The organism is Brucella sp. 22210 (genome assembly GCF_052045675.1).
Lineage (GTDB): Bacteria > Pseudomonadota > Alphaproteobacteria > Rhizobiales > Rhizobiaceae > Brucella.
The window spans coordinates 1-24,311 of record NZ_JBQEPD010000009.1; the positions used below are offsets into that span (position 1 = coordinate 1).

A 24,311-nucleotide genomic window follows, 5' to 3' on the forward strand; every position below is an offset into this window, starting at 1 on the left:
GTAAGCGCTGTTTTCAGGCCACGGCTTTGAGATCGTGCGTTGCGGCATAGGCCCAAGGCAGCAGGTCGTCGATCTGGCTATTTGGATGATTGTTGACGATCTTGGTGAGGACGTCTGAGAGATAGGCCAGTGGCTCGACATTGTTGAGCTTTGCCGTCTCGATGAGCGAGGCGATAGTCGCCCAGTGTTCGGCCCCGGCGTCAGAACCGGCAAATAGCGCATTTTTGCGATTGAGGGCAATTGGCCTGATTGACCGTTCGACGACGTTGGAATCGATCTCGATCCGGCCATCGTCGATGAAGCGGGTCAAGCCGTCCCAGCGTGACAAGGCATAGCGGATTGCTTCGGCGAGTTTTGTCTTCTGGCTGATGTAGCCGAGTTGTTCACGCAGCCAGGGAGCGAGGCTGTCGGTAATCGGACGACTTTTTTCCTGACGGGCGACACGACGCTCCTCGTGGGGCCGGCCACGTATCTCTTCTTCGATCCTGTAAAGTTCGCCGATGCGTCGCAGCGCCTCGCTGGCGATGGGTGCCGGACCAGCGGCAGCAAGCTCATAGAAGCGGCGTCGAACGTGGGACCAGCAGAAGGCCAGCGACACGGTGTTCTTTGCCGCGAGCGGGCGATATCCACTGTAGCCGTCTACCTGCAGGATGCCGACGAAGCCGTCGAGATGGGCCATCGGTCGTTCGCCTTTGCGATCTGGCGCATAGACATAGGTGACACCGGGCGGGTCATCGCCCTGCCACGGCCGGTCATCTCGTGCATAAGCCCAAAGCTGGCCGGTCTTGGTTTTGCCACGTCCCGGATCGAGCACCGGGGCCGTCGTCTCGTCGGCGAAGAGCTTGGACGATGACTTCAGATGATCGAGCAGCCGCTGATGGACCGGGCGTAGATGCCAGGCGGCGCGACCGACCCAGTCGGCGAGCGTCGAACGGTCGAGGTCGATGCCCTGACGCTTGTAGATTTGCGCCTGGCGATACAGCGGCAGGTGGTCAGCATATTTAGATACCAGCACCTGGGCGACGGTTGCCTCTGTCGGGATGCCGCCCTCGATCAGCCTTGCCGGGGCCGGAGCCTGGACAACGACTTCTTCACAGGCCCGGCAGGCATACTTCGGGCGGCGCAGCACGAGCACCCGGAATTGGGCGGGCACAAGATCGAGCTTCTCGCTGACATCCTCGCCGATCCGATGCAGGTCGTTGCGGCAGCAGGGGCAGGCATGGTTATCGATATCGACCACGATCTCGACGCGCGGCAGATGCGCTGGCAGTGAACCCCGGTTCGTACGCCGTTTAGCGACCTGCGCCTGGCGCAGAGCAGTCGAGCCTTGTTCCTTCTCTTCCAGCCCGGCAGCCTCGATCTGTTCGGCCTCTTCAAGCCCAAGCAGAAGCTGGTCCTCTGGAAGCGTCTCTGCCCGTCGACCAAAGCGGTGACGCTGTAATTCCTTGATGATCTGCCGCAGGCGGGCATTCTCCGCCTCACGCGAAAGCACCATTGCTTTCAGCGCGTTCAGGTCATCCGGAAGCTCGTCTGCCGTCATCGTCATGGATCGAGAACAGCATATTTTGCCGCTCGGAGCGAGACGCTGAATGGCTCTGATTCAATTGGTCGCGCCCGTTATCCGGCCTTTATCGGCGTGCGCGTTTCGCTCGGCGCATGCACGCGTTTCCAGTCCAATCCTTCGAACAGAGCCGAGAACTGGGCGGCCGTCAGATGCATCACACCGTCTTGCATTCGAGGCCAATGGAACTCGCCATCCTCGATCCGCTTGGCGACCAGGCACACGCCGCTGCCGTCCCAGAAGATCAGCTTGATCCGGTCCGTTCGTTTGGCCCGGAATACGTAGATCGTGCCCGAGAACGGGTCGGCACCCATCTGGGCCTTTACCAATGCCGCCAATCCTTCAGCACCTTTGCGGAAGTCGACAGGCTTGGTGGCGATCATCACTTTTACCGCACCGGACGGGCCAATCACGACTGAGCCTTCAACGCCTGGATGACGGCGGCAATGGTTGCAGCATCGGTGCCAGAGGCAATACGCAGCCAGGCTCCATCAATCCGCAATTCAATGGCCGCCTCCGGAGAAGTTCTTCTTGGCAAACGTGCTTGCCGCGCCCTCTTCGGTTCCGAATTCTCGGGCGACACGACGACTGCTGGTGCAAACATTGGTGCTTGCTCCGGCACCGACAACACATCAAGCGGCTTTCGGGCGAGCCGTCGCCATGTGAACAACTGCTGCGGCGTCAATCCATGCCGCCGCGCCACAGAGCACACCGTGACGCCAGGCTCGCAACTCTCCGCAATGATCTGCGCCTTCTGATCGTCGCTCCATTCGCGACGACGGCCATTGCCTGTGAACACCTCAAACCGGCGTATCGGCTCATCCTTGGATTTAAGCGTAAGTTCTGAAATCGACATATGTCCTAGCCCTCTTTCGAGGTTGAACATCAATGATCAAGCGATGATCCGGAAGGTGGGGTCAGGACAGCGCTTACAAATAATCGCGCGGATATCCCAAACCTCAGACGTTATCCTGATTGGTGAGCCGTCATGCTCGGACGAATAGCGAAATGTTATGCCGCGGGGATCGAGAGAAGCTATCTCCCCAATACATCTTAAGAAGTTGTCAGGCGCGATGCAGCTGTCTTCATCGTCTAATTCAGTAACGACACTGCAAAAAGTATCCATCAAGATGCAGAGGTCGTGTCCAGCTCGTTTGGGAACGGTGCCTCCAGCATATTTAATATGCCACTTCAGAGCGACCTCGATAGCGTGACGAAGATTAAACAGAGCTGGAAAGATGAGATTGTTTGCGCGAGGCCATTCATCTACGACTGTCTTAAGAAGCAGACAGCTCGCATCAAGATAACCTTCCCATATTCGACACTCACGCGCTGTGCCATCCTGGAGAAGTCAACGTTAGGAACGTCTTGCAACGCAGGCGTAATCAAGCCACCAGCATGAGTGCGTTGAAACTCTTTATATAAGATAGCTTCATCATTCTTATCGATCTGCAAGGGCGGTGCTCCAGATGGATATCAAATGAGACGTTCGCTGTGACAACGAGCGCTCATCAACTCATAGTAGCACATCTTGGATTCCCGACGGATGCGAAGGCAATCCTGACCGTAAAAAAGAAAAAAGCCCGGACGAGCCGGGCCTTCTCGACAGCCGCTCACGTTCATCACGCAGCGACCGAAATCTTACCTTCACACACAAATGCTTCGAAAAGCCTTCCGGCTTTCCGAGATCATGCATTAGCCGTTAACGGCATCCTTCAGGCCCTTGCCGGCCGAGAACTTCGGCACGTTGCGAGCCGGAATAGCAACTTCCTTGCCGGTCGACGGATTGCGGCCGGTCGAAGCTGCACGGTGCGAAACGGAGAAAACGCCGAAGCCTGGCAGGCGGACTTCTTCACCAGCCTTCAGTGCGCCGGTGACAGCAGCGAGCACAGCGTCAACAGCCGTACCGGCATCAGCCTTCGTCAAACCGCCCTTTTCCGCGACTGCGGCAACCAATTCGTTCTTGTTCATTGGCATTTCCTTTCTTTACCTACCGGAACGGATAACGTGACCGGATTGGGCGGAGTTTATTCGAAACGCTCGCCAAACCAAGCCTGTCAATGTCAAAAAAGCCCGGTTTTCTGGGGTTAAACACAGAAATGCCGGGCTTTTGGCCCGGCATTTCGTTTGTTGGTCGTCTTACGGACTGTCAATGCGCTGTTGTAGCGCCTGCTTCATCGTCAACCGCAGGCACGTTTGCAGGTGCTTCGGGCTCCGTCCACTCGATTGGTTCGGGCTGACGCACGAGCGCGTGCTTCAGCACTTCACCAACGCGAGACACCGGAACGATCTCAAGATTGTTCTTCACATTGTCCGGAATCTCCGCCAGATCCTTGGCGTTTTCTTCTGGGATGAGAACCTTCTTGATGCCACCGCGCAGAGCCGCGAGAAGCTTTTCCTTCAGGCCGCCAATTGGCAGAACCCGACCGCGCAGCGTCACTTCACCGGTCATCGCGATATCCTTGCGAACCGGAATACCGGTCAGCACGGAAACGATGGTCGTGACCATGGCGATACCGGCGGACGGACCGTCCTTCGGCGTCGCACCTTCCGGCACGTGGACGTGGATGTCGCGCTTGTCGAACAGCGGAGGCTCGATGCCGAAATCAACGGCCCGCGAACGGACATAGGATGCCGCAGCGGAAATCGATTCCTTCATCACGTCACGCAGGTTACCCGTGACGGTCATGCGGCCCTTACCGGGCATCATGACACCTTCAATGGTCAGCAATTCGCCGCCAACTTCCGTCCATGCCAAGCCGGTAACAACACCGACCTGATCTTCGCCGTCGATCTGACCGAACCGGAAACGCTCGACACCCAGATAGTCAGAGAGATTCTTGTCAGTGATCTTCACCGACTTCTTCTTCGACTTCAGGATTTCGGTGACAGCCTTACGGGCGAGAGTCATCATCTCGCGCTCAAGGCTACGTACACCGGCTTCCCGGGTATAAAGGCGGATCACATTGCGCAGTGCATCGTCCGTGAGCGAGAACTCCTTCGGCTGCAAAGCATGGTCCTTGATGGCCTTCGGCAGCAGGTGCCGCTTGGCGATCTCCAGCTTTTCATCCTCGGTGTAACCGGCGATACGGATGATCTCCATACGATCCAGCAACGGACCAGGGATGTTCAGCGTATTAGCGGTCGTCACGAACATGACGTTGGACAGGTCGTACTCAACCTCAAGGTAATGATCCATGAAGGTTGCGTTCTGTTCCGGATCCAGCACCTCGAGCATTGCCGACGACGGATCGCCGCGGAAATCCTGGCCCATCTTGTCGATTTCATCGAGCAGAAAGAGCGGGTTGGACTTCTTCGCCTTCTTCATCGACTGGATGACCTTGCCGGGCATCGAGCCGATATAGGTGCGGCGGTGACCGCGGATTTCAGCTTCATCACGCACGCCACCGAGCGACATACGCACATATTCACGACCGGTCGCCTTGGCGATAGAGCGCGCAAGCGACGTCTTGCCGACGCCGGGAGGTCCAACGAGGCAGATGATCGGACCCTTGATCTTGGTCGAACGGGCTTGCACCGCCAGATATTCGACAATGCGTTCCTTGACCTTGTCGAGACCGAAGTGATCGTTGTTGAGCACTTCTTCCGCAAAGTTCAGGTCCTGCTTGACCTTCGACTTCTTGCCCCACGGAATGGACAGCAGCCAGTCGAGATAGTTGCGCACAACCGTCGCTTCGGCAGACATCGGGCTCATGGTGCGCAGCTTCTTCAGCTCAGCCTGGGCCTTTTCACGCGCTTCCTTGGAAAGCTTGGTCTTGTTGATGCGTTCTTCCAGTTCAGCCGCTTCATCGCGACCGTCCTCGCCGTCACCAAGCTCCTTCTGGATCGCCTTCATTTGCTCGTTGAGATAATATTCGCGCTGCGTCTTCTCCATCTGGCGCTTGACGCGCGAGCGGATGCGCTTCTCAACCTGCAGAACCGAAATTTCGGCTTCCATGAAGGAAAGAGCCTTCTCAAGACGCTCACGCACCGAGAGAATGGACAGCATTTCCTGCTTTTCAGGAATCTTGATCGCGAGATGCGAAGCAACCGTATCAGCAAGCTTGGAATAATCGTCGATCTGGCTGGCAGCGCCAACCACTTCCGGCGAAATCTTCTTGTTCAGCTTGACGTAGTTTTCGAAGTCAGAAACCACCGAACGGGCAAGCGCCTCAATCTCGACGGCATCTTCTTCAGGCTCCGGCAGAGCCGCAGCATAAGCTTCGTGATAGTCTTCGCGATCTGTAAACTTGGAAATCTTGGCGCGCGCTGTGCCCTCGACCAGCACCTTTACGGTGCCGTCCGGCAGCTTCAAAAGCTGAAGCACATTGGCAATCGTGCCAATTTCGTAAATCGCGTCAGGCGCCGGATCGTCATCGGCGGCGTTCTTCTGGGTCGCAAGCAGTATCTGCTTGTCTACGCCCATCACTTCTTCCAGAGCGCGAATAGACTTTTCGCGTCCGACAAAAAGCGGAACGATCATGTGCGGGAAGACCACAATATCGCGCAACGGAAGAACGGCATAAAGCCCGTCTGCACCGCCCACTTCCGATCCACCCATCGGGGTCTTGTCTTCAATACCCGTCATAACTCAAGTCCTTTCTCAGGCCTTTCGACCCGACTGCCACGCCGGCGCCCCCTTTCATCATGAGGCAGGTCGCACAGCGTGCTTCGGTTCATACTTGGAGAGCCAAGCCCAGCAATTCAATAGCCAGTATCGGGGCGGCTTTCATAGAATCGTTAACTATCCTGCGCCGTCCTGGCAATTTGCACAATATGCCGCTTCGGATATGCCCCGATACAAGAGCGTTGAACTCTCAACACTAAATTGAATTGCCAGACTGGCAACAAAAAAGGCCGCTTTCGCGGCCTTTTGAGGATATTTTCAATCTCTTAAGCCGAAACGTTGCCCTTCTCGTCCTGACGCTCCGCATAGATGTACAGAGGACGGGCGCTGCCATCCACCACATCACCGGAGATCACGACTTCGCGAACACCTTCCAGTGTCGGCAATTCGAACATCGTATCGAGCAGGATCTTTTCCATGATCGAGCGCAGACCACGAGCACCCGTCTTGCGTTCGACTGCCTTGTTGGCAATGGCGCGCAAGGCGTCGTCGTGGAACACCAGCTCAACATTTTCCATATCGAACAGGCGCTGATACTGCTTCACGAGCGCGTTCTTCGGCTCGGTCAGGATCTGAACCAGTGCATCAACGTCGAGGTCTTCGAGCGTTGCGATAACCGGCAGACGACCGACGAATTCCGGAATGAGACCGAACTTCAGCAAATCTTCCGGTTCCAGCTCGCGGAACACCGCACCGATACGACGCTCGTCAACGGAGCGGACCGTCGCGCCGAAACCGATGGAGGTCTTCTCGCCACGTGCGGAGATGATCTTGTCGAGACCGGCAAAAGCACCGCCACAGATGAACAGGATGTTCGTCGTATCCACCTGCAGGAATTCCTGCTGCGGATGCTTGCGACCGCCCTGCGGAGGAACCGAAGCAACGGTGCCTTCCATGATCTTGAGAAGCGCCTGCTGCACGCCTTCGCCCGATACATCGCGCGTGATGGACGGGTTGTCGGACTTGCGGCTTATCTTGTCCACTTCGTCGATATAGACGATGCCGCGCTGTGCGCGTTCGACGTTGTAATCAGCAGCCTGAAGCAGTTTCAGGATGATGTTTTCAACGTCTTCACCGACATAACCGGCTTCCGTGAGTGTCGTCGCGTCGGCCATGGTGAATGGCACATCGATGATGCGAGCGAGCGTCTGGGCAAGATAGGTCTTGCCGCAGCCGGTCGGACCAACGAGAAGAATATTCGACTTCGCCAGTTCGATATCGTTGCTCTTCGACTGATGCGCGAGACGCTTGTAGTGATTGTGCACCGCGACCGACAGAACGCGCTTGGCATCCTTCTGGCCGATGACGTAGTCGTCAAGAACGGCCATGATTTCCTGCGGCGTAGGCACGCCCTCGCGGGACTTCACCATCGAGGATTTGTTTTCCTCGCGGATGATATCCATGCAGAGTTCGACGCATTCGTCGCAGATGAAAACGGTCGGGCCTGCAATCAGCTTGCGCACTTCATGCTGGCTTTTGCCGCAGAACGAGCAATAAAGCGTATTCTTGGAATCGCCGCCGCTGTTGCTGACTTTGCTCATTGCAGTTTCCTTTCAATAAACCGAAACGAACCTTGGGCTGTTCATTCCGATCGTTTCTTCCGGTTCGGACCCAGTAATGAAGGAAAAACACGCCTTCTACCGGTCACAATGACAGTTGATACGCACTGTCCCTGTAGTCTCTAGGTTTCCGTTCACCGTAGACTCCCCGACCGAAGGAGTCTTTCAGTGACTTTTGCAGAACCTGAACCTTCGAACAAACAAAAAATAAGTTCCCGGCAAAGATTCGGCCTGATCTGACCAACTTTAGCGCCTTGATGCCCAACAGATGCTTAACGCGGCGCGTTAACCTTCACGTTGGTCCAAGAATTGAGCCCCTTTTGTGGCAAAAGGGGCCAAAAATTGGAAGCGAGCCGGATTCAGGCTCACTTCGATTCGTCGGCGCTCACATCGCGTGCTTCAACGACCTTGTCGATGAGACCAAATTCGAGCGCTTCCTGTGCGGTCATGAAATGATCGCGGTCGAGCGTGCGTTCGATGGTTTCGTAGTCGCGGCCCGTGTGCTTCACGTAAACTTCGTTCAGACGGCGCTTCATCTTGATGATGTCCTGCGCATGGCGTTCGATATCGGACGCCTGGCCCTGGAAGCCGCCCGAAGGCTGGTGAACCATGATGCGGGCATTCGGCAGCGCATAACGCTGGCCGGTTGCACCTGCCGTCAGAAGCAGCGAGCCCATCGATGCGGCCTGCCCCATGCAGAGCGTGGATACCGGCGGACGGATGAACTGCATTGTGTCGTAGATCGCCATGCCGGACGTCACCACGCCACCCGGCGAGTTGATGTACATGTTGATCTCTTTTTTCGGATTCTCGGCTTCGAGGAACAGAAGCTGCGCGCAAACCAGCATTGACATGCCGTCTTCGACCGGTCCGTTGACGAAGATGATGCGCTCTTTCAGAAGGCGCGAGAAAATATCATAGGCCCGCTCGCCACGGTTGGTCTGCTCGACCACCATCGGCACGAGGTTCATGACGGTTTCAATCGGATCTCTCATTATGGGCCTCTGGATGTAATGATGCGAATTGAGTGGATTTGAATCGTCGGACTACCATACATAGGGCGTTGCGCCCCTGTTCCGCAAGTGGTGCTCGGTTCCTCACGGAATCATGACTAATCCCAGTCGTTTTCCGGCTTCTCCGGCTTGATACCGCGCTTGTCGTCGAGCGTCCGGCGCGCCACTTCCGTGAGACGCGCCTTGACCCGAACCGAACCGTCTTCCAGGTCTTCGCGCTGCACTTCACTGCCGTGCTCGTAGATCCAGTTCAGTATGTGCAGCTCGAAAGGCGAAAGAACGATATCTATAGCGCCAAGCACGCCCGCTATCCGTGTTTCGATCAGACTAAGCAAGCGATCAACGCCCTCGCCTGTGATGGCTGACAGGGGTATCGGGCGGCCTTCATCGCCACCGGCAGCGGCCAGACGCAATGCTGCCTCACGGCCGCTCTCGTCGAGATTGTCGATCTTGTTCCAGATTTCCACGACGCGCTTGCGATCCTGCGGCTCGATGCCGAGACCGGCAAGGATATTCTCAACATCTTCTGCCTGCGCGGCGTTATCCGGATCGGAAATATCGCGCACGTGCAAAATGAGATCGGCTTCCACCACTTCTTCCAGCGTGGCGCGGAAGGCGGCCACCAGATGATGCGGCAGATTGGAAATGAAGCCCACCGTATCGGACAGGATGACCGTCTCGCCATGGGGCAGCCGAATGCGACGGAGCGTCGGATCAAGCGTGGCGAAGAGCATATCCTCAGCCAGCACCTCAGCACCCGTCATACGGTTGAACAGCGTTGATTTGCCAGCATTGGTATAACCGACAAGCGCAACAATCGGATGCGGCACCTTGCGCCGCTTCTGGCGATGCAACGTGCGCGTGCGAACAACTGTTTCAAGCTCGCGCTTGATCTTCAGAATCTTGTCCTGCAACAGCCGACGGTCGGCTTCGATCTGGGTTTCACCCGGGCCGCCAAGGAAGCCGCCGCCACCGCGCTGACGTTCCAAGTGGGTCCAGCTGCGAACCAGACGGCCCTTCTGATAATTCAGATGTGCCAGTTCGACCTGCAACGCACCTTCCTTGGTACGCGCGCGCTCGCCGAAAATCTCAAGAATCAGGCCCGTGCGGTCGATAACCTTGACGTTCCATTCCTTTTCGAGATTGCGCTGCTGTACCGGCGTCAGAGCATGATCGACAATGACCAGCCCGATGTCGTTTTCCTTGACCGTATCGGCAATGGCTTCGACCTTGCCTGCGCCAAGCAAAGTTGCGGGTCGCGGATTGGCAATAACCGCGACTTCAGCGTGAATGATTTCAAGATCAATGGCGCGCGCCAGACCGACAGCTTCTTCCAAACGCGCTTCACTGGAGCGCTGAAACTGCGTGCGTGCGCCATCTTCGCCCGAACCGTTGGCATTATAGCGCTCCGGCAAAATGGGAACGACAACGGCAGCTCTGGTCGGTTCTTGTTCGGAAAGGCCGTAGCCTTTGTTTGCATCGTCTTTATGCGCGTCGAAGGACGACGCGTTTTTATCCTTGAATTTGGACAAATAAATATTCTCCGGGGAGTGCAGAGACATTGCGCTCCATCATCAAGCACAAATAGGTCGCCGCTATGCGTGTTTCAAATAGAAGACGCCCCGGGCGTTAAAGCAAATATATCCGAGTCCCATGGCTGGAACCCGGAATAATTGCCTAACAAAACATCAGGGCGATGCGACATCGATGGACGAAGCCGCTGCACCCGAATGGAATTCGGAAAGCGTCAGGCTTCCTCGCCTTCGAACATCTGAACCGGCTGGCTCGGCATGATCGTCGAAATTGCGTGCTTATAGACAAGCTGCGAATGACCATCGCGGCGCAGCAGCACACAGAAATTGTCGAAAGACGTCACAATACCGGTCAGTTTTACGCCATTGATCAGAAAAATCGTCAGGGAGATCTTCTGTTTGCGTACGGAGTTCAGAAAAAGGTCTTGAAGATTTTGCGATCGTTCAGCCATTGTTTTTATTCCTTTAATCGATCAGCAGCCTGTTCGCGATACGTGAAAGCGGTGAACCCGCTCTATCTCTTTGTTTTCATGCATTTCTCGACCAGCAAAACCGTTAAACACTTTTGCTGGAAATGCCGTTATTCCTTGTCGCATTTCCGAACGCAAAACCGTTTGAGACGTTTGCGGGGAATGCTGTAGACGAGCATGCGCATTTGCATAAATCAAGCACCGGAACGCGAGGTGCCGGTACAGAACTGCAATTGCTGTGGAAAGACAACTGCTTCGCCCTCAGCTTTCGGTTAACAGGATGGGAATCTTTGCGCAACCGACAATTTTGTTGAACACGTGTCAATTATTGGTAGCAAGGTTAGTGTTGCGTGATCAGCTCGCCTTGGAAAGCTCAATATTATCATTGCGTTCAAGCAAAGGTCTAACCCGATCCCTCATCCACATGTAAAAACTGCCGGGTTGTAATGAAACAACTGCCTTGTGTTTTTTATGGACATGGAAGCCAATAAAATCCGGATGGTCGAGCGGCTCCAGACCGTAGGCCGGATCATAGATGCGCGTCGCATCCTTACCGACCCAATAGTAGAAGTTCTCACGTGGCGCGGCGTGCTTGAAAACCCCGTATTTGCGGGCGAGCCGCGAAATACCATCATTGCCAAAGACCGTAATACCGATGGAGGCCGGCGTGATTTCCTTGCCAATCGCCCGGTAATAGAGCGGCCGCAACTTTCCGCGCCGAAATCCGAGCCATCGCGGCAAAGGATAGGTCGCAGACATATAGGCTTCAAACTCGCCAATGATCGGATGATCATGCGGGAAATAGAGCGCTGATACGCCCACCCGATATTGGTTTTCACGTGCGAGATAGGGCTTTTCCGGGTCTGGATGGAACTGCTTCAGAAGAAACACGTCCGTATCAAGCCACACACCCTGCTGATGTTTCATCAGCATGATGCGGAAAATATCACTGAACTGGACAATGGTTCGCGACGAACGGAAAGTCGGATAACCGGGATCAAGCCGCTTGAACGCGCGTTCAGGCAATATCGTATTGGCGTCGTGCAATTCCACGCCAGCGGGAACATTTTCTATCGGCGCGTAGGCAAACAGCTTTACGCGCTGACCCGTCATGACCATCGACGCCAGACAAATCTGATCGACTTCGCGCAAGCGAGGTCCGTACCAAAAGGTACAAATGTCCATAAAAAGCCCCCAAGAAATAAAGCTTGGAGGCTTATATCACTCATACTTAATTAACTATATCAGATTCCTTCAATTAAAAGAATTCGAGGCTGACGCGGAACATCTGTTCCACATGTTTGACGGCTTCTGCCGTGGCAAAAATCACCACCCGATCCTTCGGCTTGATGCGAACATCGCCATTGGGGCGGATAACCTGCCCATCCCTGTAAATCGCGCCGATTCGCAAACCCACGGGCAAATCCAAATCCCGCAACGGCGCGCCGACGAGCGACGACGTTTCCAGTGCTTCGGCCTCGATGATTTCGGCCATATCGCGATAGACACTGTAGACCGCACGAATACGGCCTCGGCGCACATGCTGGAGGATTTTTGAAACCGTGACCGCCTTCGGATTGATATAGGCGTCGATCCCCACCATGTGGGTGAAATCCTGATAGGCCACCGTATTCAGCAAGGCCATATTACTTTTGCAGCCAAGGCGCTTCGCCATGATGCTGGAGAGAATATTGACCTGATCCTGATTGGTGAGCGCCACCATCAGATCGGCGTCCTGAATATCGGCTTCTTGCAGCAAGGCCTGATCCAGCGCGCTGCCATGCAGCACCATGGTCCGCTTCAGCTGATCGGCAATCGTGAAAGCGCGCTCATGGTCGCTTTCGATCATCTTTACACGGGTCTGCCATTTCCGGTCTTCGATGGCCTTGGCAACATAAAGCCCGATATTGCCGCCGCCCGCGATAACGATGCGGCGCGCTTCCGGCTTTTCATGCCCGAACAGTGACAGTGTGCGGCGGACCTGCTCGCGCGTGGTGACAACATAAGCGAGGTCGCCCGCATTCAGCTCATCGGACGAGCGTGGAATGAACAGGTTTTCATTGCGCACAACTCCGACAACCGTTGCCGCCAGATCGGGAAACAGATCGGTCAATTGCTTGAGCGGTGTGTTGATGACCGGGCATTCTTCGAGACATTCAATGGCAAGGCCAATGACGCGATCATCGGCAAAGCGCAAAACATCTGTCGCGCCCTGCAGAGCGATACGGCGCAGCACCACCTCGCCCACTTCCAGTTCAGGCGAAATGATCACATCAATCGGAAGGTTTTCGCGGAGAAACAGGTCCTGATATTCCGCCTTGAGATAGGATTGGGCGCGAATGCGTGCAATCTTCGTCGGCACATTGAACACCGAATGCGCGACCTGACAGGCGACCATGTTCACTTCGTCGGACAGCGTAACAGCGATGATCATATCCGCTTCATCAGCGCCAGCCGCAGCCAGCACATCCGGCTGCGAGCCATGACCAACGAATCCACGCACATCCAGCGTATCACGCACGATTTCGATGTGGCGCGCCGACGTATCAATGACAGAAACGTCGTTTTCCTCGGCGGCCAGTCGTTCGGCTATGCCATAGCCGACCTGCCCCGCTCCGCATACGATCACCCGCATGGCTGCTCCGCTTGTAGAATTACTAAACGCTTATACGCCGAGTGATTTCAATTTACGATGCAAGGCCGAGCGTTCCATGCCGACAAATTCCGCAGTGCGCGAAATATTGCCGCCAAAGCGGTTGATCTGCGCGATCAGATATTCCTTCTCAAAACGCTCGCGCGCTTCGCGCAGTGGCAAAGCCATGATGTGCTGGTCCGATTCCGTCGGCGCACGCGGCAGCGTGTCACCAATTTCGGCAGGCAGCAGATCAGCCGTTACCGGCGCATCCGCATCGTCGCCACGCGCCAGAATCATCAGGCGCTCCACATTGTTGCGCAGCTGGCGAATATTGCCCGGCCAGCTATGAGCCTGAAGCACCGCCATCGCATCGGCGCCGATCTTGCGCGGCTTGATACCCGCCTGCCCGGCGATCTGTGTCATGAAATATTCGACAAGCGACGGAATATCCTCGCGACGTGCTGCGAGCGGCGGAACCTGTACCGGCACAACCGACAGGCGGTGGAACAGATCTTCACGGAATGTGCCTTCGGCAATCATGCCTTCAAGATTCTGCGCAGTCGAAGAAATGATACGCACATCGACCTTGACGCGTTTGGTACCGCCGACGCGCTCAAACTGCTGATCGACCAGCACGCGCAGAATCTTGTTCTGCGTTTCGCGCGGCATGTCGGCGACTTCATCAAGATAGAGAATGCCGCCGTGGGCTTCTTCCAAAGCACCGACTTTGCGCTCGCCACCATCCATTTCCGTGCCGAAAAGTTCGATCTCCATGCGCTCCGGTGTAATCGTCGCCGCATTCACGGTCACAAACGGTCCGTTGGCGCGGGTCGATTGTGCGTGAATGGCGCGGGCCGCGAGTTCCTTGCCAGCACCCGAAGGGCCGGTGATCATGATGCGGCTGTTGGTGGGCGCAACACGCTCGATGGTCTGCCGCAACTGGCTCATGGCCAGCGATGCACCAATAAGCTCCATGCTTTCGCCGGACCGCTTGCGCAGATTGGACACTTCGCGCTTCAGCTTGGAGGTTTCCAGAGCACGCTCAGCAACGAGGATCAAACGATCCGCCTTGAACGGCTTTTCGATGAAATCGTAAGCACCGCGCCGGATGGCGGAAACCGCCGTCTCGATGTTGCCGTGACCGGAAATCATGACCACCGGCAGATCGGGATGCAACTTCTTGATTTCATCCAGCAGAGCCAGCCCGTCAAGACGGCTGCCCTGGAGCCAGATGTCCAGAAACACCAATCGCGGCACGCGATCGCCAATAGCCGCCAGTGCGCTATCCGCATCGAATGCGGTACGGGTTTCATGACCCTCATCGCTGAGAATACCAGCTACGAGCTCCCGGATATCCGCTTCGTCATCAACTACAAGAATATCGGCTGCCATATCAATTCACCTGTCCAGCTATCTTTGTGTCGTCATTTCCGTTGGCAGCCTCGGTTACACCGGCCTGCATATCTGGAAAGACCATCCGTATCATTGCGCCACGACCTCCGTGGAAATCCGCTGGCGCGTCATGCAATTCGAGATGTCCGCCGTGATCCTCAACGATCTTGCGGACGATGGCGAGGCCGAGCCCCGTACCCTTTTCACGCGTGGTCATATAGGGCTCAAGCAGCTTCTGACGGTCGTCACCCGGCAAGCCCTTGCCGTTGTCGATCACATCGACAATCAAATTTCCGTCAGCCTTGTACGAATGAATAAGAATATGCCCTTCACCGCGGTCTTCCTTGGCAACGGCATCAATCGCTTCGCTCGCATTCTTGATGACATTACCGAAAGCCTGACCGATCAGACGGCTGTCAAAAGAACCAGTCAGCTTTTCCGGTCCGAAATTGTTTTCGAACTTGATGTCGCTGCGACTGACTTCGATCAGGAAGGACGCTTCGCGCAAGGCTTCGCGCATATCCATCTGTCGCATTTCCGGCTTCGGCATACGGGCAAAAGCGGAGAATTCATCGACCATGCGGCCAATATCGCCAACCTGGCGGATGATGGTATCGGTGCACTGATCAAAAACTTCCCGATCTTCGGTGATGACCTTGCCATAGCGACGGCGAATGCGTTCAGCCGAAAGCTGGATCGGGGTCAGCGGATTCTTGATTTCATGCGCGATGCGGCGCGCGACATCGGCCCATGCCGAGGTGCGTTGCGCCTGCACGAGATCGGTGATGTCATCCACCGTCACGACATAAGAATGGTCCTCGGATTCAATATCTTCGACCGTGACCTGTACATTGAAGGTGCGCGCCACGCCGTTGCGCGTCATGCTCACCTGTTCGCGATGCATCGTCTTGTCCGCAGTACGCGCAACTTCAAAGGCCTGACCGATTTCCGGCGCAATGCTGCTGAGGCTCTTGCCCACCGCATCCTGCGATGTAACGCCAAACATGTGTTCCGCCGAGCGGTTGAGAATCGAGATGGAACCATCGGTTTCAATACCGATGACACCCGCCGTAACGCCCGAAAGTACAGCTTCCGAGAAGCGACGGCGCTCGTCGATCTGATCCTTGGCCGCAATCAGTTCGTTGCGCTGGCTCTTCAGCTCCGCAACCATGTTGTTGAAAGTGCCAGACAGTGCACCGACGTCACCATCGGACGAACGAACGGGAACGGAAACATCAAGATCACCGGCCGTCACGTCATCGGCGGCACCGATCAGCAGGCGGATTGGGCGCACCAGACGATCAGCAACCGCGATACCGGTCCAGATTGCAGACAGAAGAACGATCAGCGTCAAACCGAAATACAGGAGTGCAAAGGCAATCTGGGTCGGAATACGGTTTGCATCCATCTCCTGATAACGCTGCGTATTGGCTTCCATCAAACGCATTGCATCAAGAATCTGCGGATCGACAGCCCGCACAGTGTATAAAAACACGTCCGGAATCTCGCGCATCTTGATGATCGCGCCAACGAAATTACTGTTGCCGGGCGGGATGATGACGGGCTTGCCATCGGTCGCCGTTTTCAGCGCATCTTCAGTCGGCGGCGGCAGGCGCGGTTCCAGCCCTGTGCCGCTTTTCACCACGATAGAACCGTTTTGGCGCACGAGAAATGCGCCGAGCAGCCCGCGTCCTCGCGTCTGCAACGTCAGCAGTTCAATAAAGCCGCCCCGGTCGAGACTATAAAGTGTGCGCTGCGCATCCAGATCCTGCAGCATCGAGTAAGACGTGCTTTGCAGATTGAGTGCCGTCTCGCGAATATAGGCCGTGGTCAGGCTTTGCGACGAATTCACGATATCGCGCGTATTGGTGTCGAACCACCGGTCCAGACCGAGATTGAGCGTTACCGACGCGACAATGGCCACCACAATCGCCGGAACTGCTGCAATCAACGAGAACAACGCCACGATACGGACATGTAGCCGCGACGCCGCCTTACCCGAGCGGCGCGCTGTGACGATGCGATAGACCTCACGGCAAATCAGCAAAATCAGGAACAAAATCAATGCGACATTGATGATGACCAAGGCCAGCGTGACCGTGCGATCAGGTGTGATCGGAGTAATGCCAATCAGAATCGCAAACGAAATGGACGCCGTAATCAGCGCCGAAACGACGGTGATAATGCCGGGCAATGCCAGAAGCCTGCGCCCCTCGCCCTTGCGCGACGATTGTTCCGTCTTATCCAGATTCGTGGTCAGATTCGCTGCGTTCATATTAACCATGATACCCAATAGAGTTGCATCTATGCAACGCATTGTGGCGAAAATGCAACGTTTGTTTTCGGAGATTGCTGAAAATCAACAGTACACGCATGACGAGCATTGACTCGTGAAACGCGCCACGCCGGGCAGGCAGAACTTTTATTCCCCTGTTTCCTGCGATGATTGGGAAATCAAAGCGCGCTACGATCCCAGAAGAGGTCGTCTATTCTTTGACGTTTCCGGACGATGAATTCAAAATTCACACCATGGAAACAGCTCAGTACATATTCGTACTTATCGCCGCCTCACCCTTCGTCATCTGGGGCGTCATTCTTTATGGCCTGTCCCTCGCGGTGCCATTAAAGAGCGATCTCGGCGCAAGTCTGGCAGGTGAAGGCACATCAAAAGCGACAGATGGACAATCGTTTTATCTCTCTGAGCTTCCTGATGTTGCTATCGAACATTATTATATTCATCAGACGGAACGAACACCCTATATTTCCAGCTGAAGACCATTCATCTAAAAAGAGATATACAGACATAAATTCAGTAATCGATTGCTGACATGCAATATTGTCTGGAACCAATTGCAAAATAATGCATTCTGTTCGGCACAGTCATACAGGTTCTTTGGCTGATTGATGTGTCCGACCATGTCTCTTCAGACAATTCCCCGGTCGGGCCACCTGTTTTACAACTGGAGTTCGACATGGGCATTTTCGACAAGATCAAGGGCGCCATCTGGGGTCAGGCACAAGCAGCGACACCTGCAACGGAAACGACCGCAACCGCCGAACCGAGCCAGACGACAGCGGCAGCTCCTTCCCCGACTGCAGCTCCTTCTTCGTCAGCACCTGCTGCTACGGGCGCTGTTGATGTCAGCGCTGTTCTCGATGCAGCGGTGGCAAAAAGCGGTCAGAAGCTCAACTGGAAAACGTCTATCGTCGATCTGATGAAGGCGCTTGGCCTCGACAGCAGCCTGGAACACCGCAAGGAACTCGCCAAAGAACTTGGATATACCGGCGACACGAGCGATTCCGCGACCATGAATGTGTGGCTGCACAAACAGGTCATTCAGAAGCTCAAGGACAATGGCGGCATTGTGCCTGCCGGCCTTTAATATTTTGCGCTCATAAGGGAACTTATGATCACATAATACGTTTATAAACAGATGCTTGGAATGAGAAGTTTATCCCATGGATAAGCAATCGTTCCAAGCGTTTGTCGACTGTTCGAACGATCGATCCGATTTCTTGAGATGTGGCGTAAAGCGCTGACGTTTCGGGAACCTGTTGTCACACATGTTAGTTTCTTTTGCGGGTCCGCTTATCGGTCCCAACTTTGGAAGACATGTTTCAGGGCTTGGCATAACCAATTGGTACTTGCTGAGCCTGGATTAAAGGAGTGGATCAAATGAGCGGTGCAGGCGTGGGCTGGATTGCAGCCATCATCATAGGTGGCCTCGCTGGCTGGATTGCTTCCAATTTCATGAACAGCAATACCGGCATATTCATGAATATCATTCTGGGCATCATCGGTGCCGCAGTGGCGAGCTTCATATTCGGTTTTCTGGGTGTCTCTTTCGGCGGCTGGCTTGGCTATCTGATTTCCGGCTTTGTCGGCGCCTGTATACTCCTATGGATTGGACGAATGATCAGCTCATAAAACAAGGCGCCAATGGCGCCTTCTTTGTGCTTACGAGCCGGTCTTACTTGCCAGATATCCCCTTCAGACATCGAACATGGCAAGTGTACGCAACAACGTTTCGAACGTCGCTGGCTGGCTCTGATCCTGCTGCGTATCCGCGACCGTATCAGTTCTTGACGAAGCTTTGCGTACGGTGCTTGGGCTGTAGCCATATTGCTGCGTGAACGCGCGCGTAAAATTGGCAGCAGAATCAAAGCCGAAAGCCAGAGCAACATCCGCCACCCTTCGATTTTCGCTTGCATCTGCCAGCATGGCATGAGCCCCGAACAGACGCCTTTGCCGAATGTAATTCAGAACGCCGCCCGATCCTTCAAAGAGCTGATAAAGATGTGTGCGTGAAACAGCCAGTTCGCGGCTCAGAGCTTCCGGTGTCAAATCGCGCGACATCAGATTTTTTTGGATGAAACGTCTCGCCTTGGTCATCAATCCCAGTTGGGAAATCTGCTCGCTGACATCGATCTTTTTTACGAGCGGAGCAATCGTATCGAATATGATCTGTCGCAGACTGTCCCGCAAACCGGGTAAGTCTTCATTGGTCGCTCGACTGAGACCATCCTCAAGGCTTGTAACGAAATCGATCAACAGTTTGGCGCGATAACCGCCCAGAGTGACATTATTGCTGGCTTCCGGCATGCCGCCACGACCGGCAAACTGGTCGACAGGAATGATAAGGGACACAGATTCCGACGCAATGGCCCGCCCCCGAAATGGATAGCCGAGCGAGCGCACATCGATCATTCCCGGCTCATTTTCGGCAACACGACCGTCAACGCCTGTCCAGCTATGACCGCTGCGCAAAAAACTGATCTGCCAATGATCAATCGAGCTGAAACGCACCTTTTCCTTTGGACGCTCATAGCTGAATGCCGGTGCGGTCTGCTGGATGAGAAGCATCCCCCCCAGATCCCACACGGCTTGAGTGGCTAAAAAGCCTTCGCCGGGACGAATGCCATCGGGCAGCCGCAAGTCCAGCAAGGGGGCCATATGCTGCTGCCAAGCGGAGAACTGCTCAGACGGGTCGTAACGTTCCGTTGAAAAAACAAGGGGGGCCAATGGGTTGGAACCGCCAGTAACCTCGCCCAGCGGAGAAACCGGCGTACGAACTGATTGCCGACGCTCGACAAATTCCGATTTAAGGTCTTGCCCGGTCTTGTCATTGTCGGACGTCACGGAAATTCCCTGATTTCACCGCTCATCCCAAGCGATGCATTTCGGCATTAGACTTTATGCTTAGATAATAACATTAGAAAAAATTAAATAAATCGAATTCGCCGTCGAAAGATTAAATTAGTTTCATGTATAAAGTTGCGAAAAACTTGCCTCTGATAGTCTCTTTTAAAATGCCGACCCCACATTACTCGAAAATTGGAAAATACAAGCAAATCCAATTAGTAAGCGACCGTTTTCACCATACACCCAACGCTATTAGTATATTAGAACAAGCTAACAGTAGACAGCCGCGCGCCATTCATGGGATATATGCAACTGCATCCCATTTAGTGAAAATTGTTCGGAATTTCCGGCAGGAATGTTAAATCGCGCTTGCTAAAACACCTCCAAAATAACCAACAGGAGGCAGTCGCATGAACAATGTATTTTTCAATGCTGTACGCCGTGAAAGCGTAAAATGGGTAGCAACGGCAGCAATCGGTCTCGCAGCTTCTTTGTGCCTGTCAGCAAACGCGCAGGCAAAGGACAGCCATAAGCCGAAGAATGACACGCGGTCGGTTTATCTCGTCAAGTATCGCGTCAATAACGAAGTCCGTTACAATAAGAACCCGATGGGTCAGGTGATTAAAGTTTCGGCTTCGCAATATTTCGGCGGAAATTCCTATGTCTGCACGCCGAGCGGCTTTGGTCAAAAGTCGCGCTGCTTCATGCGTGACTAATCATGTTCGTGGCCTGGATCCGACATTTGCATTGCTTCTGATCGAGCATGCAAATGTCGTCGTCCAAAGACCACCAGCCCGCCAACTCCGCTCATGCACTCCTAACGCACGAAGTTGGCGAGCCGGTTCCCCGCCCGTTATTTCGTGGCCATCGCTTTCATGCGGTCCAGTCCCTTGCTGACCAAATCGCCCCGCACGAGCTTGTGTGCCTCATCGGTCGATTGCGAAGGATTGCTCTGGAAGACATACCATTCGCCGCCAATCGAGCGCTTCTGGTAGATCACGCCCGCCTTCTCACGATGCTGGAAGCAGGTTGTGTTTGGCACAGCGCCGGATATGTCACGCCAGCGGGCTTGCATGCAGAGCTTGCCGGCGTCCGTGGCGTACCAACGCCCCTCAGCGTATGACCAGACCTTGCCCTTCTGGGACCAGGCCTTGAACTTGTGTCCGTCGGCTGCGAAGTAGCCGCCGCCGTCCTTCCATTTCCATGTTTTGCCCGCATAGATCGCCTCAAGGGCCTGTGCGGACATTGGTGATGCTGCAGCGGCCAGCCTGGCCGTTGCGTCATCTGCTTTTGGCTTCGGTGCAGCTTCAGCGACACCTGCCACGAGGAGTACGGACAGCGCCGCACTCACGGCTGTGAAACGGATCGAAAACATTTTGCTTTCCTGTCCAATCGTTTAACGGTCGGGGTTAGACGTTTAGTTTAATCCAAAGGATGGTTCGCAACGCGCCAGTCAGGCCGTCCGACGCCCTTCGGCCACGGATAGACTTCACGGTCGTTGAAGTAGACAGCGGCTGTCAGCGCCGGGAATTCGGCATGCGGCTTGTTGGCTTCCGCAGCCCATGCCCGGACATAAGCGTCGCTGCCTTCATAGCCAAGCTCGGCAATTACAATTGGCTTTTTGAAGCCCACAACCCGATCATAGCCTGGCTTTGCGCGTTCGACGAAACTCGTGGCTCGACCGACATCCAGCATATCATAAGGCTCGTAGCCGAACACCGAGAGGCCGATCACGTCCACGAAGGCATCTCCGGGATAATAGGCCTGAAGCCCCTCTTCTCCCTTTGGCGACCACATATATTTGGCATTGGGCAAGGATTTTTTGCAAACCTTGACCGAATGCTGATAGGCGGCGATGTATCCCTGTGGCGACCAATAGGACCAGGTAAACTGCCCCGCCTTGTCGTCCATTTCCTGTGCCCAACGAATGGTGACCGGGCTTTTCAGCTTGGACGCCGCCGAGCAGACAGCCGCCATGTTGGAGTCATAACGGCCATTCTCGATGCCGCTCAAAAGTGCGTCCGGCGCAACACGCCAGTCGCGCGCCCATGACCATGGCTCGATGGTAATCAGAAGCTCACGGCCGCGTTCACGCGCATAGGCATCAGCGGCGCTCAGGCTCGTCAGATCCACATCTTCCCATGGCAAGAACAGATGTTCGATCTTCGAGTTGGGGTCGTTGGTGAAATCCCCATGCGGATCATAAGCGCCGGCCTTGATCGAGCTTGGCGTTATGACCGGGCGCTTGTCGTGAAACAGATTGCGCGTATCGACCGTCGCACCGGAAACACCGCTTGCGGCATAGACAGCGCTGGAAACGAATGCTCCGCAGAGCAAAATCGAAGCTATCTTATAAGGGGTTTTCATGTCCCCCTCCCTTCTATTGTTTCGGCGATTGCGGAGTTGTTGCTGCCGCTTTCAGCTCGCCATTCTTTTGTTCCGTTGAAAGACTGATAGAGATGAGCTTGTGCGCCTCGTCATCTGCGCGACCATCAGCGTGACGGAAGACGTACCAGGTCCCGTCCGGCTCGCGCTTCTGATAGACTGTGCCGTCACCAATTCGGTGCGAAAAGCACGTTTTCACAGGGTACTTGCCCTGTTCCGTGTGCCAATCGGCCTTCAGACACATGAGGCCGGTCGTCGTAATCATCCAGCGACCTTCCGCCCAGGCTTTGCCCTTTTCACCGTCGACACGCGCGGTGAAACGGCGATCCGTGGTCTCCATCTGGCCCGAGCCGTCCGGCCATTGCCAGTTCTTGTTGCGGTAAAGCGTGTAGATTTCGAACGGCGTCATCACGCGCGTGCCGGCAGGCGTATTATCACCGGGCATAGTCGCGGCGTCTGCCGTGCCTGCGGCAAGCCCCGTCAGGCCTGCCATCAGGGCGAGTGATGCCAGAGCCAGCTTGCTCCGGCGGCTTGAAGAGCGGCCGGTATCAAACATCGATAGTTTCATTTGATCCTCCCACGATTTTGAGATTGCGCGCGCCCGCCTGGGGTTCTTGTGGTTGGCGAGCGCGCGCCTGCGGCAGCAACGTTGTTGGTTTTATTTCCTGCCGCAGATGAACGGGGCGACCGATGGTCGAAACACGAAATCCAAGTCTTTCGGCCGCGGTTCGGGAAAAGACGTTTCTAAGGTCAACGAGAACTGCCTGATGCATCAGGCGCTTCATGCGAGCGAGATCTAGCTTGCGAATGCTGTCCCATTCAGTCACGACGACCGCAGCGTCCGCATCGGCAACGCAGTCATAGGCGTTCTCGAAAAACTCCACATCGGTCAGGATACGGCGCGCATTCTCGATGCCAACCGGATCGTGCGCCTGAATGCGCGCACCGAAACGCTGCAAGGTTTCGATCAGCGGAATGGACGGCGCATCGCGCATATCGTCCGTATCGGGCTTGAAGGTCAGACCGAGAACAGCAATGGTTCGTCCCTCGATATCGCCGCCGAGTGCATCCATGACCTTCAGCGCCATGCGGCGCTTGCGCGCTTCATTTGCGGTCACGGTTTCCTCGACCAGACGCAGGGCAACCCCGTGGTCCTGTGCGGTCCGCAGCAGAGCAATCGTGTCCTTCGGGAAGCAAGAGCCGCCATAGCCCGGACCCGCATTCAGAAAACTGGTGCCGATCCGCTTGTCCAGCCCCATGCCCAAAGCCAGATCGGTAACGTCGCTGCCCACTTCCTCGCAGAGATCGGCGAGTTCGTTGATGAAGGTGATCTTGGTGGCGAGGAACGCATTCGCCGCATATTTGATCAGTTCGGATGTACGGCGTTGTGTCACTACGATGGGCGTCTGGTTTGCTTCAAGCGCAGCGCTGTAAAGCTCGACGAGAAGCTTGCGCGCCCGCTCGTCTTCGACGCCGATTACCACGCGGTCCGGTTCCAGAAAGTCGCGAATGGCAACGCCTTCCCGCAGGAATTCGGGATTAGAGGCAACCGAGAAGGTTCCCGGCTTGCGCACCGAACCGATGATCTTCTGCACCACATCGCCGGTGCCCACCGGAACGGTTGACTTCACGACAACAACCACATTGTCATCGATCAACGGCGCGAGTTCACGTGCTGCCATATAGACGAACGACAGGTCGGCATCGCCATGTCCGGCACGTGCTGGCGTACCGACCGCGATGAGCACGAGCTGCGCACCCTTGACGGCTTCCGCAAGATTGCAGGTGAAGCTGAGACGGCCAAAGGCGAAGTTGCGCTCGACCAGTTCATCAAGCCCCGGTTCGTAAATGGGCACAACGCCGCGTTCCAGTCCGGAAATCTTCTGCGCGTCCTTGTCCACGCAGACAACCTCATGTCCCCAGGCGGCGAAGCAGGTGCCGCTGACCAAACCGACATAACCCGTTCCAATGACAGCGATCTTCATAACAAGTCC

Annotated in this window: 22 protein-coding genes; 4 read left to right on the forward strand and 18 right to left on the reverse strand. The window is 55.3% G+C overall.

The window, feature by feature from the left end; all coding sequences use genetic code 11:
- Positions 1–13 precede the first annotated feature (13 nt).
- From tnpC to ACTJKP_RS13165, 13 genes are all read right to left on the reverse strand, one after another.
- Positions 14–1,546, reverse strand: coding sequence for an IS66 family transposase (gene tnpC / locus ACTJKP_RS13105; protein ID WP_121539677.1), 1,533 nt, complete (start codon positions 1,544–1,546; stop codon positions 14–16).
- Positions 1,547–1,617: 71 nt separating this feature from the next.
- Complete coding sequence (tnpB, locus tag ACTJKP_RS13110; protein ID WP_109366349.1) at positions 1,618–1,974, reverse strand: IS66 family insertion sequence element accessory protein TnpB; 357 nt, start codon at positions 1,972–1,974, stop codon at positions 1,618–1,620.
- A complete protein-coding gene (gene tnpA / locus ACTJKP_RS13115; RefSeq protein WP_181375986.1) occupies positions 1,971–2,417 on the reverse strand; it encodes an IS66-like element accessory protein TnpA in 447 nt (148 codons plus the stop codon). Before tnpA ends, tnpB begins: the two co-directional genes overlap by 4 nt.
- Positions 2,418–3,256: 839 nt before the next feature.
- Entirely contained in the window at positions 3,257–3,532 is a 276-nt protein-coding gene (locus ACTJKP_RS13120; RefSeq protein ID WP_006470422.1) for an HU family DNA-binding protein, read from the reverse strand.
- A gap of 178 nt (positions 3,533–3,710) precedes the next feature.
- Positions 3,711–6,149, reverse strand: a complete 2,439-nt coding sequence (gene lon / locus ACTJKP_RS13125) for an endopeptidase La (protein WP_440630982.1) — start codon at positions 6,147–6,149, stop codon at positions 3,711–3,713.
- A gap of 305 nt (positions 6,150–6,454) precedes the next feature.
- The gene (gene clpX, locus ACTJKP_RS13130; RefSeq protein WP_078338598.1) at positions 6,455–7,729 is read right to left on the reverse strand and encodes an ATP-dependent Clp protease ATP-binding subunit ClpX; all 1,275 of its coding nucleotides are present in this window, start codon (positions 7,727–7,729) and stop codon (positions 6,455–6,457) included.
- A gap of 383 nt (positions 7,730–8,112) precedes the next feature.
- The gene (gene clpP / locus ACTJKP_RS13135; protein ID WP_078338597.1) at positions 8,113–8,742 is read right to left on the reverse strand and encodes an ATP-dependent Clp endopeptidase proteolytic subunit ClpP; all 630 of its coding nucleotides are present in this window, start codon (positions 8,740–8,742) and stop codon (positions 8,113–8,115) included.
- Positions 8,743–8,858: 116 nt separating this feature from the next.
- Entirely contained in the window at positions 8,859–10,292 is a 1,434-nt protein-coding gene (hflX, locus tag ACTJKP_RS13140) for a GTPase HflX (protein WP_440630983.1), read from the reverse strand.
- Between the two features lie 215 nt (positions 10,293–10,507).
- Positions 10,508–10,744: an RNA chaperone Hfq gene (hfq, locus tag ACTJKP_RS13145; protein ID WP_002964239.1), complete on the reverse strand. Its 237-nt coding sequence runs from the start codon at positions 10,742–10,744 to the stop codon at positions 10,508–10,510.
- A gap of 372 nt (positions 10,745–11,116) precedes the next feature.
- Positions 11,117–11,947: a hypothetical protein gene (locus ACTJKP_RS13150; RefSeq protein WP_440630984.1), complete on the reverse strand. Its 831-nt coding sequence runs from the start codon at positions 11,945–11,947 to the stop codon at positions 11,117–11,119.
- A gap of 73 nt (positions 11,948–12,020) precedes the next feature.
- Positions 12,021–13,397: a Trk system potassium transporter TrkA gene (trkA, locus tag ACTJKP_RS13155; RefSeq protein WP_078338594.1), complete on the reverse strand. Its 1,377-nt coding sequence runs from the start codon at positions 13,395–13,397 to the stop codon at positions 12,021–12,023.
- Positions 13,398–13,427: 30 nt separating this feature from the next.
- Positions 13,428–14,789 carry a nitrogen assimilation response regulator NtrX gene (ntrX, locus tag ACTJKP_RS13160; RefSeq protein ID WP_078338593.1) on the reverse strand — a complete coding sequence of 454 codons (1,362 nt, stop codon included), beginning with the start codon at positions 14,787–14,789 and terminating at the stop codon, positions 13,428–13,430.
- 1 nt (position 14,790) lies between these two features.
- On the reverse strand, positions 14,791–17,106 hold the full coding sequence (locus ACTJKP_RS13165) for an ATP-binding protein (protein ID WP_440630985.1): 2,316 nt from the start codon (positions 17,104–17,106) through the stop codon (positions 14,791–14,793).
- 125 nt (positions 17,107–17,231) lie between these two features.
- On the opposite strand from ACTJKP_RS13165, the gene ACTJKP_RS13170 reads away from it, so the two are divergent.
- The 3 genes from ACTJKP_RS13170 to ACTJKP_RS13180 all read left to right on the forward strand — a co-directional run bounded on the left by ACTJKP_RS13170 (position 17,232) and on the right by ACTJKP_RS13180 (position 18,717).
- On the forward strand, positions 17,232–17,561 hold the full coding sequence (locus ACTJKP_RS13170; RefSeq protein ID WP_440630986.1) for a hypothetical protein: 330 nt from the start codon (positions 17,232–17,234) through the stop codon (positions 17,559–17,561).
- A gap of 200 nt (positions 17,562–17,761) precedes the next feature.
- Entirely contained in the window at positions 17,762–18,172 is a 411-nt protein-coding gene (locus tag ACTJKP_RS13175) for a DUF3597 domain-containing protein (protein WP_113533561.1), read from the forward strand.
- 293 nt (positions 18,173–18,465) lie between these two features.
- Positions 18,466–18,717, forward strand: coding sequence for a GlsB/YeaQ/YmgE family stress response membrane protein (locus ACTJKP_RS13180; RefSeq protein WP_078338589.1), 252 nt, complete (start codon positions 18,466–18,468; stop codon positions 18,715–18,717).
- A 63-nt stretch (positions 18,718–18,780) separates the two neighbouring features.
- On the opposite strand, the gene ACTJKP_RS13185 is transcribed toward ACTJKP_RS13180, so the two are convergent.
- On the reverse strand, positions 18,781–19,929 hold the full coding sequence (locus ACTJKP_RS13185) for a helix-turn-helix transcriptional regulator (RefSeq protein WP_440630987.1): 1,149 nt from the start codon (positions 19,927–19,929) through the stop codon (positions 18,781–18,783).
- A gap of 413 nt (positions 19,930–20,342) precedes the next feature.
- Here ACTJKP_RS13185 and ACTJKP_RS13190 point away from each other — a divergent pair, with 413 nt between their 5' ends.
- Complete coding sequence (locus ACTJKP_RS13190; RefSeq protein ID WP_440630988.1) at positions 20,343–20,648, forward strand: hypothetical protein; 306 nt, start codon at positions 20,343–20,345, stop codon at positions 20,646–20,648.
- 137 nt (positions 20,649–20,785) lie between these two features.
- Here the strand turns inward: ACTJKP_RS13190 and ACTJKP_RS13195 are convergent, their stop codons facing one another.
- The 4 genes from ACTJKP_RS13195 to ACTJKP_RS13210 are packed head-to-tail and all read right to left on the reverse strand — an operon-like array spanning position 20,786 to position 24,302.
- Positions 20,786–21,307 carry a DUF995 domain-containing protein gene (locus ACTJKP_RS13195; RefSeq protein ID WP_440630989.1) on the reverse strand — a complete coding sequence of 174 codons (522 nt, stop codon included), beginning with the start codon at positions 21,305–21,307 and terminating at the stop codon, positions 20,786–20,788.
- A 47-nt stretch (positions 21,308–21,354) separates the two neighbouring features.
- Positions 21,355–22,299: a glycoside hydrolase family 26 protein gene (locus tag ACTJKP_RS13200; RefSeq protein WP_440630990.1), complete on the reverse strand. Its 945-nt coding sequence runs from the start codon at positions 22,297–22,299 to the stop codon at positions 21,355–21,357.
- 13 nt (positions 22,300–22,312) lie between these two features.
- Positions 22,313–22,885, reverse strand: coding sequence for a DUF995 domain-containing protein (locus ACTJKP_RS13205; protein WP_440630991.1), 573 nt, complete (start codon positions 22,883–22,885; stop codon positions 22,313–22,315).
- A complete protein-coding gene (locus ACTJKP_RS13210; protein WP_440630992.1) occupies positions 22,866–24,302 on the reverse strand; it encodes a UDP-glucose dehydrogenase family protein in 1,437 nt (478 codons plus the stop codon). The genes ACTJKP_RS13205 and ACTJKP_RS13210 overlap by 20 nt, the downstream gene beginning before the upstream one ends.
- Between the last annotated feature and the right edge of the window lie 9 nt (positions 24,303–24,311).